Raw genomic sequence first — 16041 nt, forward strand, 5'->3', positions numbered from 1 at the left:
ACATTCTTTTCAATATGCGTACAGAAAAGGGCGGTGCATAAACGCCGCCCTGAAAGGCCTCAAAGTGCTGCCAGCATATCCTGCACGCCCCTTAGATACGTATCGCGTGCAAAGTTGACAAGCTCCCCTGTCCTGCGAATCTTGACCTCGATGCTGCCGCTGTCGATGGTCTTGGGGCCGATCGCGATGCGCACAGGATAGCCGATCAGATCGCAGTCGTTGAACTTCACACCCGCGCGCTCACGGCGGTCGTCAAGCAGGACATCTATCCCCGCCGCACGCAGTTCCTCGTAGACCTCCTCTGCGTATGCGAGCTGCGCATTATCCTTTGCGTTGACCGCGACGACGACGACCTCGTAAGGAGCGATCGCACGGGGCCAGATAATGCCGCTCTCGTCGTGATTCTGCTCAATTGCCGCCGCCATCGTGCGTCCGACGCCGATTCCGTAACAGCCCATCTGCATGGGCTGTGCCTTTCCCGTCTCATCGAGGAACGTCGCGCCCATCGCCTCACTGTACTTCGTACCGAGGGCGAAGATCTGCCCTGCCTCAATGCCGCGTCCGATATGGAGATGTCCGTTCTCACACACGGGACACGCATCTCCCTCCGCAACGAGACGGATGTCCGCCACGGTCACATCTCCAAAGTCGCGCTTCGGATTCACATTCATATAGTGGAAATCCGCCTCGTTTGCCCCCGAAACCGCATTGTGCATCCGCATCGCCGTCTCATCGACAACGATGTGCGTGCCCTTCGCAATGCCGATTGGGCTCATAAAGCCGGGACAGCCGCCGACTGCACGGATCGCATCCTCGTCTGCCATACGCAGCTCGCGTGCACCCGACACAGCATTCATCAGTTTGATCTCGTTGACCTCGTGGTCACCGCGCAGGAATGCGAGGATAAGGGTGTCGTCCTCCGCCTGGTAGGCGACTGCCTTGATCGTCTTTTCAATGGGAATCTTCAGATATTCCGCAAGCAGAGCGATCGTATGCGTGCCCGGTGTCGCCACCTTTTCAAGCGGCAGTGCCGCCTCGTCCGGTGCATCCATCGGACGCAGTGCCGCCTTTTCATCGCTCGCCGCATAGCTGCACGCATCGCAGCATGCAATGCGTGACTCACCTTCGGGCGCGAGCACAGTGAACTCCTCGGAGTGCCCGCCGCCGATCGCACCGCTGTCCGCCTCCACCGCGCGGAAATCCAGGCCGCAGCGTGTGAAGATATTCGTGTATGCGACCGACATTTTGCGATAAGACTCGTTCATCCCCTCGACATCCTTATCGAAAGAATAAAGGTCTTTCATGATAAACTCACGGCTCCGCATAACGCCGAAGCGTGGGCGGCGCTCATCGCGGAACTTATCCTGAATCTGATAGAGCAGGACGGGCAGCTGCTTGTACGAGCGCAGCTCGTCGCGCACGAGCGCCGTAATCATCTCCTCATGCGTCGGTCCCATGCAGAACTCACGGTCATGGCGATCCTTGACACGGATCATCTCTGCTCCGTACGCTCCCCAGCGTCCGCTCTCCTCCCAGAGTTCGGAGGGTTGGAGGATCGGCATGAGGATCTCCTGTCCGCCCGCCGCGTCCATCTCCTCACGGATGATCTGTTCAATCTTGCGGATCGTGCGCCACGCAAGCGGCAGATAGGTATACATCCCCCCGCCGACTTGCGTATGAGACCCGCGCGATACATCAGCTGATGACTGGCGATCTCTGCCTCCGCAGGTGTATTTCTGAGTGTCGGCGCATACAGATTCGTAGCTCTCATGACGTTTTGCGTTCCTCCAATATTGCATCAATTTCCCGAAACAGTTCGGAAAGCAGTTCTTTTTCCTTCACCTTTCGTACGACCTCGCCCTTGCGAAAGATCAGCCCCTCGCCGTTGCCGCCTGCGATGCCGACATCCGCGCCGCGAGCCTCGCCGGGACCGTTGACAACACAGCCCATCACGGCGACCTCAATCGGATCCTCCATGCCGCGCAGACGCTCCTCGACCTTCTCCGCGATCTCCACGAGGTTGATGCTCGTGCGCCCGCAGGTCGGACAGGCGACAAGCGTCGGCCCATACTCTTTGAGTCCGAGGGCTTTCAGTATTTCATTCGCCGTACGTACCTCGACTACGGGATCGCCCGTCAGTGAGATGCGGATCGTATCGCCGATGCCCTCGGCAAGGAGTGCACCGACACCGACCGAGGATTTTATGATCCCAGTGCCCGCCGTACCCGCCTCCGTGATGCCGAGATGAAGCGGATAGTCCACGCGCTCGCTCATCAAACGGTATGCCGCAAGCGTCAGCGGAACGTCGTGCGCCTTCAGCGAAATCTTCATATCGTAGAAGTCCTGTTCCTCAAGCACGCGTACATGCTCCATCGCAGATTCCACGAGTGCCTCCGCCGTAACACCGCCGTACTTCGTGAGCAGCTTGTGATCAAGCGAGCCGGCATTGACGCCGATGCGGATGGGAATCCCACCCTCGCGCGCTGCCGCGACCACCTTCTTCACGCGCTCTGTCCCGCCGATGTTGCCGGGGTTGATGCGCAGTGCCGCAACCCCCTGCGCCATCGCTTCGAGTGCAAGCTTGTAGTCAAAGTGGATATCCGCGACGAGCGGTGTCTTTACCTGGCGCACGATGCTGCCGAGATTCTTCGCTGCCGCCATATCGGGTACGGCAACGCGCACGATATCGCAGCCTGCTGCCGCAAGCTCACGAATCTGCTGAACGGTCGCCTCCGTATCCGTTGTCTTGGTATTGCACATGGACTGCACGGAGATGGGCGCATCCCCCCCGATGGGGATCGGCCCAATGTGGATTTGCCGCGTCCTGCGGCGTTCATACATCACCATAGCAAGGTCAGCCTCCCGCAAAGATACGGACAACGTCATTCTTCATCGCGAGCAGCATAAGCAGCACGATGAGGCCTACTCCCGCATTCTGGATGTAGTGCATGACCTTCGGACTGAGCGGCTTGCCGCGCACTGCCTCGACGCAGAGCGTCAGGAAATGCCCGCCGTCAAGCGCCGGCACAGGCAGGAGGTTGATGATCGCCAGGTTGAGGCTGAGCAGCGCCGCAAAGTTGAGGAGAGGCACAATGCCCATCTCCGCAACCTCCCCCGCCATCTGAGCCACGCCGATCGGTCCCGCAAGCTCCGAGCCGGAGAGTTCAAGGATAATGCGATAGAGCGCATCCAGCATCATCGCAATAATCATCGCCGTCCGCTCAAACGCCATCGAGACGGATTGGAAGAAGCCTGGATAGGTGCTCTCATACGCATTCACAATGCCGATATAGCCGCGGTCATGTGATGCATCGTAGTGCGGTGTCACACTGACGGTGAGTTCCTTACCCGCACGATCTACCTGCATGGTCATGGGAACTGTGCCGTGATTCGTACGGATTACCTCGACCATCTCCTGCCATGTCTCAATCGGCTTTCCGTCGATCGCAAGAATACGGTCATTCGCCAAAAGTCCTGCCTCTGCTGCAGGGTTGTCCGCAAGTACCGTGCCGAGCACGGGTGCAGGGTTCGGCGTCTGCACGCCTGCAAAGAAGAAGATGCCGAAGAAGAGCACCACCGGCAGGATGAAATTCATCGCCGAGCCTGCGAGGATCACAATCATGCGTGAGAGAATCGGTTTGCGGCAGTAGCCGCGTTCTCCCGCATCATTATCGTCAGCCGCCATGCCTGCAATATCGTTGAAGCCGCCGAGCGGTACAATGCGGATCGAATAGATCGTCTCACCATAGCGAAAACTCACGAGGCGCGGACCAAAGCCAATGGCAAACTCGTCCACGCGCATCCCCGTCAGTTTTGCCGTGATGAAGTGCCCAAGTTCGTGCACAAAAACGAGAAGGCCGAAGACAAATACTGTTGCGAGAATTTTTTCTAACATCCAAGCTCCTTTAGCGTAAAACGAAGTAGATCGTGTAGTAGTAGACAAGCGGCGCCGTAAAGAGCACGCTGTCAAAGCGATCCCAGATACCGCCATGTCCGGGGATGATGGCACCCGAGTCCTTGATGCCCACATGCCGCTTCATCAGGGATTCCACGAGATCGCCGAATGTGCCGAGCACAGCGATCGCAGCACCGAGTCCCGCCATCTGCGTGAGAGGCATAGAAAGGACATAGCCGAGCCCCACCAACGCCGCAATCGTGCCGATCAGCCCGCCGAGAAAGCCCTCGACCGTTTTATTCGGGCTGATCGCAGGTGCCAGTCGATGCGATCCGAAGGAACGCCCTGCAAAGTAGGCAAAGCTGTCACTCGCCCATGTCCCGATAAACATGATCCAGACCATCACCGTCCCGAGGTCAAAGGTCTCGATCGGGGTCACATAGGCAGCGCCTGAGATATCTCGCAGCATAATGAGATGTGCAAACGGCAGACCGATATATACGATACCCGCCACAGAGATACACACATCCGGCACAGACACATCCCCGCGCAGGATCACGGAGGTGAGAAGTGCGAGCACGGCGGATGCCATGAGGGCAAGCAGGATCATATCCAGTTGTCCAAGGTAGGCACCGTAGAGCATGCCGCCGATCCCGAGAAGCCCGGAGAGGAGGGTGGGATTGCCGCCGCGGTGCGAAAAGGCTCGCGTGAATTCAAACCACGCGAGCACGGCGAGAATCGCCGCCGCAATGCTGAATATTGTCCCGCCCTCCTGAATCACGTAGGCGGCAAGTGCAATGCCGATTGTTCCGGAAATAATGCGTGTAATCAAATCCTGTCTCCCATTTATTCCTCGGCGGACAGCCCGCCAAAGCGACGATTGCGCCCTGCGAAATCCTCAATCGCAGCGGCAAGTTCCTCGGGGGTGAAATCCGGCCAGTGTGTATCTGTAAAGTAAAGTTCCGCATAGGCGGACTGCCAGAGGAGAAAATTGCTCAGACGCAGATCGCCGCTCGTGCGGATGAAGAGATCGACGGGTGGATCGCCCGCCGTATCGAGCGTATTCGAAAAGACTTCCTCGTCAATCTCCTCCGGCGCAATCTCCCCAGCCGCTGCGCGCGCAGCGAGGGAACGTACGGCGCGCAGAATCTCATCCTGACTGCCGTAGTTCGCCGCCAGATTAAAGTGTACGCCCGTATTGTTCGCCGTGCGTACCTCCGCCTCCTCCATACGGTGCAGGAAACGCTCCGTAAAACGATCACGCCGTCCGATGAAGTGCAGGCGCACATGCTCTGCATGGAGCTCTGCGATCTCTTTCTCCAGAAAGGAATCAAAGAGATTCAGCAGGAAATCCACCTCACGGTGCGGGCGCTTCCAGTTCTCCGTGGAGAACGCATAGACCGTCAGCACCTCGATCCCCATCTCTGAGGCTGCGCGCACGATCCGCTTGAGCGTGCGCGCCCCCGCCTCATGTCCCGCCGAGCGGGAATCCCCCCGTTCCTTTGCCCAACGCCCGTTTCCATCCATGACAATAGCGACATGACGCGGCATAGTGCTGCGATCAATGATAGAACGGGAAGGAAGATCACCCTCATCGGAGACTGGCGTATGCTTGCCGCCGCCGAATATCTTTCTCCACATATGGATCCTTTCCCCTCCCCTGCGGGATTTCATTCTGGCAAAACACCCCTCCGACGGCTGCCGGAAGGGCTGTATCCACTCAACGGAGCTGTTCTTCGCAGGCGGCAACAGATGCACTGCGCGCCGGTGCGGGGGTCAGTGTGAGCATGCATCTTCCCCCACGCTCCCGCACGCGGACAACATACGGCACCGTTTCATCCACCCCAAAGAAGTCCCGCGGAGACCGCGTCTCCTGCAATGCACAGGCGGAATGCTCCGCCTCTGCCGGAGTACGGACATCCGCCCATGCGCGCGCCAAATAAAGATCTGTCATCAGATCTCCATGACCTCTTTTTCCTTTGCCGCACGCATATCTTCCATCTGCTTGACAAATTTATCCACAAGCTTCTGTACGGAGTCCTGCCCGCGCTTGGACTCGTCCTCGTTGATCTCCTTGTCCTTCTCGAGCTTCTTGATCGCTTCGTTCGCATCACGGCGAATGTTGCGCAGGGCAACCTTCGCGTCCTCCGTCTTCTTGCCGACCGTCTTGATGAGCTCCTTGCGGCGCTCTTGTGTCGGCTGCGGAATCGCGAGACGGATCACAGTGCCGTCCGAGTTCGGTGAGAGCCCGAGGTCGGACTTCGAGATCGCGATCTCAATCTCGTGCAGGATGGATTTCTCCCACGGCGTAATGACAATCATATGCGGCTCGGGCACCGTCACCTTTGCGAGCTGGTTGACCGAGGTCGGTGTCCCGTAGTAAGGCACCATCACCTTGTCCAAGAGATTCGGTGTCGCACGCCCTGCACGCAGGGATGAGAACTCACGGCGGAGTGCCTCAATCGCCTTGTTCATACTTGCCTCATGCTTCGAGAGAATTTCCTTGATCATACAGTCTCGCCTCCTACGGTCGTTCCAATCGGCTCTCCAAATGACGCACGCGCAATATTCGCATGCTCGTCAATATTAAACACCACAATGGGAATCTTGTTCTCCATGCACAGACTTGTCGCCGTCGCATCCATCACCGCCAGCCCTTTCTGCAGGATGTCGATGTAGGTCAGCGTCTCAAAGCGCTTCGCATTCGGATTCTTGTTCGGATCGGAATCATAGATCCCATCCGTCCCCTTCTTCGCCATGAGGATGACATCCGCCTCGATCTCAGCCGCGCGCAATGCCGCCGTCGTGTCGGTCGAAAAATACGGATTGCCCGTCCCCGCACCAAAGATCACGACCCGCCCCTTCTCCATATGGCGAATGGCTCGCCGGCGAATATAGGGCTCCGCCACCTGACGCATCTCAATCGCACTCTGTACACGCGTATCGACATCCTGCTTCTCGAGCGCATCCTGCAGCGCAAGCGCATTCATCACCGTTGCCATCATACCCATATAGTCCGCAGTCGTACGATCCATTCCTTTGGCGCTTCCTGCAAGACCGCGCCATATATTGCCGCCGCCGACCACGATCGCGACATCGATCCCATGATCGCGCACCTTCTTAATCTGTGCAGCAATCTCCTCGACAACAGCAGGGTTGATGCCGAATCCCTGATCTCCTGCCAGAGCCTCTCCGCTGAGTTTCAAAACAACACGGCGATATTTCGCTTCCACGCTGACTCCTCCTGTCTGTTCTTTGCGCCATTATAGCATATTTCTGCAAAAAAATCCGCTCTGTCTCTGCAAAAAAGGGGCGCCATGCGAAGCAAAAATATGCTTCGCACAACAGCCCCTTCTCTTCATTCTCTTACTGCATCTGTGCAGCAACCTCCGCCGCGAAATCTTCCTGCTTCTTCTCGATGCCCTCGCCAAGCTGGAAGCGCGTGAACGCCTTGATCTCCACGCCGCCGAGTACTGCCGAGACCTTCTGCTCCGGATCCTTCACGAACTTCTGCTCAAGCAGGCAGACCTCTTCATAGAACTTGTTGATACGTCCCTCGACCATCTTCTCGATGATCTTCTCCGGCTTGCCCTCTTCGAGCGCCTGCTTGCGGAGAACTTCTTTCTCGTGCTCGATGTGGTCCGCCGTCACGCCGGAACGATCAATCGCGATCGGCGCAGCTGCTGCAATCTGCATCGCGATATCCTTGCCCAGCTGCTCATCGCCGCCCGAGAGCTCCACGAGGATACCGATCTTGCCGCCCATGTGGATGTACGTCGCAACACGACCGGCACTCTCATAGCGTGCAAAACGACGCAGTGAAATCTTCTCGCCGATCGTCGCCGTTGCCTCGGTGATGAGCGATGCGACATCCTTGCCGTCGAGCATGCTTGCGTTCAGCGCATCAAGATCGGCCGGATTCGTCTCTGCAATATGCTTTGCAACCTTCGCGCTCAGCTCACGGAACTGCTCGTTGCCCGCCGCAAAGTCTGTCTCACAGTTGATCTCGACGATCGCCCCGACCTTTGCATCCTCCGTCAGATACGCCGTCACAGCACCTTCAGCGGCGATACGGCCGGCCTTCTTCTCCGCCTTTGCAATGCCTTTTTCACGCAGATAGTCGATTGCCTTCTGCATATCGCCGTCCGTCTCCGCGAGAGCCTTCTTGCAGTCCATCATCCCCGCGCCCGTACGCTCACGCAGTTCCTTTACCATTGCTGCACTGATTGCCATTGTATTTCCTCCCTATAACAACTCATAAAAAAGGAGCAAGGGATAACACTCCCTTACCCCTCTGTTTGTTTCCTTACTCCGCCGCAGCCGTCTCCGGTGCGCCGCCCTGATTGCCCTCGAGCACAGCATCTGCCATGCAGCCCGTGAGGAGCTTCACCGCACGAATCGCATCGTCATTGCCCGGGATCACATAGTCGATCTCGTCCGGATCGCAGTTCGTGTCTACGATTGCGACAATAGGGATGTTCAGCTTGCGCGCCTCAGCGACCGCAATACGCTCCTTGCGCGGGTCCACGACGAAGAGAGCCCCCGGCAGACGGTTCATGTCCTTGATGCCGCCCAGATAGCGCTCGAGCTTCTCTTTCTCGTGACGCAGTCCCTGCACTTCCTTCTTCGTCAGCACCTCGAACGTTCCGTTCTCCTCCATCTCCTCAAGGGTCTTGAGGCGGTGGATACGGCGCTGGATCGTCTGGAAGTTCGTCATCATGCCGCCGAGCCAACGCTCGTTGACATAGAACATATTCGCACGGAGAGCCTCCTCGCGAATCGCCTCCTGCGCCTGCTTCTTCGTGCCGATGAAGAGCACAGACTTGCCTTCCTGGGCAACACTGCGGAGAAAGTTATACGCCTCATCCACCTTACGCACCGTCTTCTGCAGATCGATGATGTAGATGCCGTTGCGCTCCGTAAAGATGTAACGTGCCATCTTCGGGTTCCAGCGGCGCGTCTGATGTCCGAAATGGACACCTGCCTCCAGAAGCTGCTTCATAGAAATTACTGCCATGGAAATACCTCCTGTTTTTCTTCCGCGCCCCTCATCTGCTGCACCACCGCGCAGAACGCAGCACAGAACAGCTATCGGATACGCGTGCTTTTTTACACTGCGGGATATTATAGCATAAGAAACACGCCAAGACAACGCCTCCGCAAAATTTTTAAAAAAAAATGGAGAGCACACAGCTCTCCATTTCTATATTTTTATGATTGAACGGCTCAATGCGCCCGTGCAGGTGTCTCCGAAACCTCTACCCCCTTCGGCGCATAGAGGATGATCGAACTTGACACCATACGTGCCGTTCCATGGAGCACATAGCAGGCACCATTCAGGAAATCGCAGACACGGCGCCGCTCACTGTCATTCAGGCAGTCAAAATTGACCGCAACAGCAATGCCCTGCTTGAGCTGGATAACCGCCGTTCCCACATCGTCATAACGACGCGGACGGTGAATGCGCACCTTCAACTCTGCCACCTTAGTCGTGTGTACCGTCAGTGGTGTGCCGCCGTCCCCTGTCGAGGGCGTACGCTGCGTGGACGAAGAAGTACTGTACGCTGCACTTGAAAAGGATACCGTTCCGCCGTTGGCAACGCGGCGCTCCGTCACAGCTGTGCGCTGCGTCTGGGCAGATATCTGCTCAGTGCGCTGCTGCTCCTCCTCATACTCCTCGTACTCGTCGTCGTCGGCGGCGGGGATAAATGAGTCCACGACGCGCGACGTCATATCCTTCACACGTGAAAGCAACGAATTCGCACCCATTTATCTCTTCCTTCCTTAGATAATCTCAATTTCAACACAATTGGTTACAGTCTCTCATTTTACTAACGCAGACATACTATCACATTTTTTTCAGAAATGCAAGCATATCAAATGAAAACATAATCTTTCCGACAAACAAAATATTTTCCTGCTTTACTTGCGTGCGTTCTTCGCCGCGCGCCCACGTGCAGTACGATCGAGAATCGCCTTGCGCAGACGAATATTCTCCGGCGTTACCTCAACGAGCTCATCGTCATTGATATACTCAAGCGCCTGCTCCAAGCTGAGAATGCGCGGCGGCGTGAGACGAATCGCCTCATCGGATGCCGACGTGCGCATATTCGTGACATTCTTCTTCTTGCACGGATTGATGTCCATATCAATGTCGCGCGAGTTTTCGCCGACGATCATCCCCTCGTAGACCTGCTGACCCGGCGAAATAAACATTGTCCCGCGGTCCTGCAGAGAGAAAATTCCGTAGCCCGTCGTCTCCCCCTGCTCAAATGCAACCAGCGATCCGTGTGAACGACCGCTCATATCGCCCTTGTACGGCACATAGCCGTGGAAGATGTGGTTCATTATGCCGTTGCCCTTCGTGCTCGTCAGAAGCTCCGAGCGGAAGCCGATCAGTCCGCGCGCAGGGATGAAGAACTCCATACGGATGTAGCCCGAGAGCTCCGTCATGTTTGACAGCTCCGCCTTGCGCGTACCGAGCGCCTCCATGACAGCGCCCATATACTCCTGAGGCACCTCGACCGTCAGGTTCTCCATCGGCTCGCACATCTGCCCGTTGATCGTCTTGTAGACAACTTCAGGTTTTCCAACCTGAAGTTCATATCCCTCACGGCGCATCTGCTCGATCAGAATCGAGAGATGCAGCTCGCCGCGTCCCGAGACCTTGAATACATCCGCCGAGTCCGTCTCCTCAACACGCATCGCAACATTTGTCTCAATTTCTTTGTAGAGGCGGTCCCGCAAATGGCGCGACGTTACAAACTGCCCCTCACGCCCCGCAAAGGGGCTCGTGTTGACACCAAAGGTCATCGAAAGCGTTGGCTCGTCAATATTGATCGTCGGCAGTGCCTCCGGATTCTCTGCATCCGCCACCGTATAGCCGATGCTCACATCACCCAGGCCTGTCAGAGCAACAATCTCCCCCATGCCTGCCTCATCCACATCGACGCGCTTGAGTCCCTGGTAGACATAGACCTTGCCGACCTTTGTCTTCGTCTCATGATCACCGCTGATGATGACAACATTCTGATTCGGACGCACCGAACCACGAATGATACGACCGATGGCAACGCGCCCCACATAATCATCCGCTTCGAGCGTCGTTACCATCATCTGCAGAGGCCCGTCCGCATCCCCCTGCGGCGCCGGAATCTCCTTCACAATCGTCTGCATCAACGGTTCCAGATTGTCGCTCTCATCCTCCATCTTGAACTTTGCGACGCCATCGCGTGCCGTCGCGTAGATCACGGGGAAATCGAGCTGATCGTCGTCCGCATCCAGCTCCATAAAGAGCTCAAGAACCTCATCGTAGACATCGTCCACACGCTGGTCGGGACGGTCAATCTTATTGATGACCACAATCGGCTTCAGTTTCTGCTCAAGAGCCTTACGCAGCACATATTTTGTCTGCGGCATCGGCCCCTCGAACGCGTCAACAAGCAGAACAACACCATCCACCATGTTGAGAACCCGCTCCACCTCACCGCCAAAGTCCGCATGCCCCGGCGTATCCACAATATTGATTTTGATATCATCGTAGAGAATCGCCGTATTCTTCGAAAGAATCGTGATCCCGCGCTCACGCTCAATATCCCCCGAGTCCATCACACGCTCGTTGACCTGCTCGTTCGAGCGGAACACGTGACTCTGCCGCAGCATGGCATCGACCAGCGTCGTCTTGCCGTGATCGACGTGTGCGATGATCGCAATATTGCGCAGCTTATCATTCATCGTCATATTGTAAATGTGCCTCCCCATAGTCTCCGTTCAAAAGATAGCGTGTCTATCTTATTATAGCAAGTCTTCTTTGTCAAGATTTTTATGAGCTGATGCTATAATTCCCCAAAAGAAAAAGTCCTCACGCATGTGAGGACCTCTCATCACAGTGTTACTTTCCCTTGTTCTGGTCTTCCACCGAACGCTGCCAGTTCTTATAGAACTGCTCGGAAAGCGCAGCAAACGTTGCAACCGTATTTCCGTCTGACTTATTCGCACGTACCTCATAGGTATAGAGGAGCTCGTTCGAACCCGAGCGATAGACATCAAAGAAGAACGTTGTGCGGCTGTTGTTCGCAACCGTCAGGATAATGTACGCATCCGCATAGGAGGCAACATTCTCCTTGAACACCTTTGCAGCCTCGCGGCGCGGCAATGCCTTAATATCAATGCCCTTATCCGTCTGAATACCGGCTGCCACCGCATCATAGGTCACAATATTCGCGTGTGTAATCCGGCTCGCATCCGAAACCACCTGCGTCAGAATTTCAATCGAGGGAGACGTATCCTCCACCTGCACATAGAGAGGAGCACCGACCGCCAAGCGGTTGACATTCGTAATCGTTGCGCCCTCCGGCAGCGTCACCTTATCGGAATAGGGAGATGCCCCTGCCTGTACGGCAAAAAGCGTCAGGCACAGAACAAGTGCCATCTGGACGAATCTCTTCATAGAAATATCTCCTCCTTAAACTCATGGCAGAACATGTTTGTTTTGCCTTTTCGTCATTCTACACTATTATCAAATATTTGACAAGAAAAAGAAGATGAGAACATCAAAAAGACCGTATCGAAACCGATACGGCAAAAGTCGAAGTGGCAGGGGCAGTAAGACTTGAACTCACAACCTACGGTTTTGGAGACCGTTGCTCTACCAGTTGAGCTATACCCCTATGGGGCGACTTATGGGGATCGAACCCATGTATGCTGGAGCCACAATCCAGTGTGTTAACCGCTTCACCAAAGCCGCCATTATGATATTTTATAAAAGAACTCGTGAACCGCGCGATTCACGAGTCCCTTTTGCGGCAACTACCTACTCTCCCACGTCGTCTCCAACGAAGTACCCTCGGCCTTTGAACGCTTAACTGCTGTGTTCGGAATGGGAACAGGTGGAACCGTTCAGGCATCATCACCGCATCTTCTTGAGTGTTGTACACTCAAAACTTCACAGAAGAAACTTCAAGCAAATTGTATTTGTAGGCTTGTACCTTTGAGTTACTGTCGACATTGACTGCGTCAACGTCGACTAAGTGACTCACACAAAACTGCTCGTTCGCTCTCGCTCACGCAGTTTTGGTTCGCTACTTAGCGGTCAACGTCATCCAATCACACTTCGCTGTCGCTCGTGTTCTTGGGACGTTTTCGCATACGACCTGTTTCCCGTTCAGCTTCATCCTACGGATTCGCTTCTCGGACAGGTCAGTAAGTCAAGCCCTCGACCGATTAGTGCTGGTCAGCTGCACACATTGCTGTGCTTCCACACCCAGCCTATCTACCTTGTCTTCTTCAAGGGGTCTTACTTCCTTATAGGAATGAGATACTTCATCTCGGGACAGGCTTCACGCTTAGATGCTTTCAGCGTTTATCCCTTCCGGACGCAGCTACCCGGCCGTGCCCTTGGCAGGACAACCGGTACACCGTTGGTCCGTCCACTCCGGTCCTCTCGTACTAGGAGCAGCCTCCCTCATGTATCTTACGCCCGCGATGGATATGGACCGAACTGTCTCACGACGTTCTGAACCCAGCTCACGTACCACTTTAATGGGCGAACAGCCCAACCCTTGGGACCTGCTTCAGCCCCAGGATGTGATGAGCCGACATCGAGGTGCCAAACCTCCCCGTCGATATGGACTCTTGGGAGAGATTAGCCTGTTATCCCCAGGGTAGCTTTTATCCGTTGAGCGATGGCAATTCCACTCTCTTTCCACCGGATCACTAAGCCCTACTTTCGTACCTGCTCGACCCGTCAGTCTCGCAGTCAAGCTCCCTTGTGCCTTTATGCTCTTCGCGCGATTTCTGTCCGCGCTGAGGGAACCTTTGGACGCCTCCGTTGCTCTTTCGGAGGCGACCGCCCCAGTCAAACTGCCCGCCTGGTACTGTCCCGAATGCTGTTAACATTCCGGTTAGATCCTTAGCATATGAAGGCCGGTATCCCAACGGTGACTCCTCCTACTCTAGCGAGTAGGTCTCCCAGTCTCCCGGCTATCCTGTACGTCATATGCCAAAGACCAATGCCAAGCTGCAGTAAAGCTCCATGGGGTCTTTCTGTCCAGTCGCGGGTAACCTGCATCTTCACAGGTATTTCAATTTCACCGGGTCCCTCGTTGAGACAGTGCCCAAATCGTTACGCCTTTCGTGCGGGTCGGAACTTACCCGACAAGGAATTTCGCTACCTTAGGACCGTTATAGTTACGGCCGCCGTTTACAGGGGCTTCAGTTCGCTGCTTCATCTCTAGGACTAACAACTCTCCTTAACCTTCCTGCACCGGGCAGGCGTCAGCACCTATACTTCAGCTTGCGCTTTCGCAGGCACCTGTGTTTGTGGTAAACAGTCGCTTGGGCCTCTTTTCTGCCGCCGTCAACAGCTCCGGTGGTAAACACCTTCACCATCAACGGCCATCCTTTTCCCGAAGTTACGGATGCATTTTGCCGAGTTCCTTAACGAGGGTTTTCCCGCGCACCTTAGGATTCTCTCCCCGCCTACCTGTGTCGGTTTTGGTACGGGCGGACGTCTTCTCGTTAGAAGCTTTTCTTGGCAGTGTAGTGCAGCTGAATTCAGATTGACCGTAGTCTTTCCTATCTATCGGTTCTCGGCCTTGTAGTATGGGGATTTGCCTCCATACAAGCCTACCGCCTTCGACGCGCTCTTCCATTCGCGCGCTCAGCTTCCTTCCTGCGTCACTCCATCCTCAAACGAAGACGCCCGGTACTGGAATTTTCGCCAGTTGTCCATCGCCTATGCTTTACGCCTCGGCTTAGGTCCCGACTTACCCTGGGGCGACGAGCGTTGCCCAGGATCCCTTAGGCTTTCGGTGGACAGGATTCTCACCTGTCGTTTCGCTACTCATACCGGCATTCTCACTTCTTACCCGTCCAGCAGTCCTTCCGGTCTGCCTTCGTCCAGATAAGAACGCTCCCCTACCCATCGTACCTAGTACGATGCCGCGGCTTCGGTTCTGTGCTTTAGCCCCGGATATTTTCGGCGCAGGGCCTCTCGACCAGTGAGCTATTACGCACTCTTTTAATGGTGGCTGCTTCTGAGCCAACATCCTGGTTGTTTTCGAAGTCCTACATCCTTCTCCACTTAGCACAGCATTTGGGACCTTAGCCGGCGGTCTGGGCTGTTTCCCTCTTGAATACGGGTCTTATCACTCGCATTCTGACTCCCAGGCTGCCCATATGAGCCATTCGTAGTTTGACTGGGGTCGGTAGGCTTTACGCCCCCTTGCCCGATCAGTGCTCTACCGTCTCTATGGTTATTCGCCTGAGGCTAGCCCTAAAGCTATTTCGGGGAGAACCAGCTATCTCCACGTTCGATTGGCATTTCACCCCTATACACATCTCATCCCAACATTTTTCAACATGCACGGGTTCGGTCCTCCACTCATTTTTACCTGAGCTTCAACCTGGACATGTATAGATCACTGTGGTTTCGGGTCTAATCCATGCTACTACGCGCCCTCTTAAGACTCGCTTTCGCTTCGGCTCCGCGTCTCCCGCTTAACCTCGCAGCATAAATTAACTCGCCGGTTCATTCTTCAATAGGCACGCCGTCGCACATGTAAAGTGCTCCGACTGTTTGTAGACATACGGTTTCAGGTTCTATTGCACTCCCCTCCCGGGGTTCTTTTCACCTTTCCCTCACGGTACTTTCCACTATCGGTCGTTTCGATGTATTTAGCCTTGGATGGTGGTCCACCCTGCTTCCCACTGGGTTCCTCGTGCCCTGTGGTACTCTGGATCCCTGCCCGCCTTTCACTCTTTCGTGTACGAGGGTCTCACTCTCTTTGCCGCACCTTCCCAGATGCTTCCACTAAAGTGTCCGGTTTGTTGCAGGTCCGCAACCCCTGAGAACCGAAGTCCTCAGGTTTGGGCTCCTCCCGTTTCGCTCGCCGCTACTCAGGGAATCTCTTTGATTTCTTTTCCTCCGACTACTTAGATGTTTCAGTTCATCGGGTGTTTTCTCTCTGCATCAAGTGCAGAGTGACGGGACGTTGCTCCCGCCGGGTTGCCCCATTCGGAAATCTGCGGGTCATAGCTTACTTGCAGCTCGCCGCAGCTTATCGCAGCTTATCGCGTCCTTCTTCGTTTCGAAACGCCTAGGCATCCGCCGTATGCCCTTATTCACTTGACTTAACTGTCCGCTT

Annotated in this window: 12 protein-coding genes, 2 tRNA genes, 2 rRNA genes and 1 pseudogene; all 17 read right to left on the reverse strand. The window is 55.5% G+C overall.

Annotated features, from left to right (window positions below):
* Window positions 1–59: 59 nt before the first annotated feature.
* Window positions 60–1771 (reverse strand): annotated as a pseudogene (locus BCS37_RS07755) (proline--tRNA ligase).
* Window positions 1768–2847, reverse strand: coding sequence for a flavodoxin-dependent (E)-4-hydroxy-3-methylbut-2-enyl-diphosphate synthase (gene ispG / locus BCS37_RS07760; RefSeq protein WP_069180914.1), 1080 nt, complete (start codon window positions 2845–2847; stop codon window positions 1768–1770). The pseudogene BCS37_RS07755 and the gene ispG overlap by 4 nt, the downstream one beginning before the upstream one ends.
* Before the next feature lie 7 nt (window positions 2848–2854).
* Window positions 2855–3895 (reverse strand): RIP metalloprotease RseP, encoded by a 1041-nt coding sequence (gene rseP, locus BCS37_RS07765; protein WP_069180915.1) that lies wholly within the window; start codon window positions 3893–3895, stop codon window positions 2855–2857.
* 10 nt (window positions 3896–3905) lie between these two features.
* Entirely contained in the window at window positions 3906–4727 is an 822-nt protein-coding gene (locus BCS37_RS07770; protein ID WP_069180916.1) for a phosphatidate cytidylyltransferase, read from the reverse strand.
* Window positions 4728–4741: 14 nt separating this feature from the next.
* On the reverse strand, window positions 4742–5536 hold the full coding sequence (locus BCS37_RS07775; protein WP_069180917.1) for an isoprenyl transferase: 795 nt from the start codon (window positions 5534–5536) through the stop codon (window positions 4742–4744).
* A gap of 79 nt (window positions 5537–5615) precedes the next feature.
* A complete protein-coding gene (locus BCS37_RS07780; RefSeq protein ID WP_069180918.1) occupies window positions 5616–5849 on the reverse strand; it encodes a hypothetical protein in 234 nt (77 codons plus the stop codon).
* Entirely contained in the window at window positions 5849–6406 is a 558-nt protein-coding gene (gene frr / locus BCS37_RS07785) for a ribosome recycling factor (RefSeq protein WP_069180919.1), read from the reverse strand. The genes BCS37_RS07780 and frr overlap by 1 nt, the downstream gene beginning before the upstream one ends.
* Window positions 6403–7128, reverse strand: a complete 726-nt coding sequence (pyrH, locus tag BCS37_RS07790; RefSeq protein WP_069180920.1) for a UMP kinase — start codon at window positions 7126–7128, stop codon at window positions 6403–6405. Before pyrH ends, frr begins: the two co-directional genes overlap by 4 nt.
* Before the next feature lie 133 nt (window positions 7129–7261).
* Window positions 7262–8128 (reverse strand): translation elongation factor Ts, encoded by an 867-nt coding sequence (gene tsf, locus BCS37_RS07795; protein ID WP_069180921.1) that lies wholly within the window; start codon window positions 8126–8128, stop codon window positions 7262–7264.
* Window positions 8129–8201: 73 nt separating this feature from the next.
* Window positions 8202–8912 (reverse strand): 30S ribosomal protein S2, encoded by a 711-nt coding sequence (gene rpsB / locus BCS37_RS07800; protein WP_069180922.1) that lies wholly within the window; start codon window positions 8910–8912, stop codon window positions 8202–8204.
* Window positions 8913–9121: 209 nt separating this feature from the next.
* A complete protein-coding gene (locus tag BCS37_RS07805; RefSeq protein ID WP_069180923.1) occupies window positions 9122–9664 on the reverse strand; it encodes a cell division protein SepF in 543 nt (180 codons plus the stop codon).
* A 153-nt stretch (window positions 9665–9817) separates the two neighbouring features.
* Window positions 9818–11635 (reverse strand): translational GTPase TypA, encoded by a 1818-nt coding sequence (gene typA, locus BCS37_RS07810; protein WP_069180924.1) that lies wholly within the window; start codon window positions 11633–11635, stop codon window positions 9818–9820.
* Window positions 11636–11786: 151 nt separating this feature from the next.
* A complete protein-coding gene (locus BCS37_RS07815) occupies window positions 11787–12344 on the reverse strand; it encodes a coenzyme F(420) biosynthesis enzyme (RefSeq protein WP_069180925.1) in 558 nt (185 codons plus the stop codon).
* 144 nt (window positions 12345–12488) lie between these two features.
* Window positions 12489–12564 (reverse strand) — tRNA-Trp (locus tag BCS37_RS07820).
* A 1-nt stretch (window position 12565) separates the two neighbouring features.
* Window positions 12566–12641, reverse strand: a tRNA-His gene (locus BCS37_RS07825).
* 53 nt (window positions 12642–12694) lie between these two features.
* Window positions 12695–12811: ribosomal RNA gene (gene rrf / locus BCS37_RS07830) — 5S ribosomal RNA — on the reverse strand.
* Between the two features lie 286 nt (window positions 12812–13097).
* A 23S ribosomal RNA gene (locus BCS37_RS07835) occupies window positions 13098–16028 on the reverse strand.
* Window positions 16029–16041 lie beyond the last annotated feature (13 nt).

This window comes from Selenomonas sp. oral taxon 920, assembly GCF_001717585.1.
Classification (GTDB): Bacteria; Bacillota; Negativicutes; order Selenomonadales; family Selenomonadaceae; genus Centipeda.

Coding starts and splice junctions, on each gene's coding strand:
- BCS37_RS07775 (WP_069180917.1), bottom strand. CDS start 5,536: ATGTGGAGAAAGATATTCGGCGGCGGCAAGCATACGCCAGTCTCCGAT.
- BCS37_RS07815 (WP_069180925.1), bottom strand. CDS start 12,344: ATGAAGAGATTCGTCCAGATGGCACTTGTTCTGTGCCTGACGCTTTTT.
- typA (WP_069180924.1), bottom strand. CDS start 11,635: ATGACGATGAATGATAAGCTGCGCAATATTGCGATCATCGCACACGTC.
- frr (WP_069180919.1), bottom strand. CDS start 6,406: ATGATCAAGGAAATTCTCTCGAAGCATGAGGCAAGTATGAACAAGGCG.
- rpsB (WP_069180922.1), bottom strand. CDS start 8,912: ATGGCAGTAATTTCTATGAAGCAGCTTCTGGAGGCAGGTGTCCATTTC.
- rseP (WP_069180915.1), bottom strand. CDS start 3,895: ATGTTAGAAAAAATTCTCGCAACAGTATTTGTCTTCGGCCTTCTCGTT.
- BCS37_RS07780 (WP_069180918.1), bottom strand. CDS start 5,849: ATGACAGATCTTTATTTGGCGCGCGCATGGGCGGATGTCCGTACTCCG.
- BCS37_RS07805 (WP_069180923.1), bottom strand. CDS start 9,664: ATGGGTGCGAATTCGTTGCTTTCACGTGTGAAGGATATGACGTCGCGC.
- ispG (WP_069180914.1), bottom strand. CDS start 2,847: ATGGTGATGTATGAACGCCGCAGGACGCGGCAAATCCACATTGGGCCG.
- tsf (WP_069180921.1), bottom strand. CDS start 8,128: ATGGCAATCAGTGCAGCAATGGTAAAGGAACTGCGTGAGCGTACGGGC.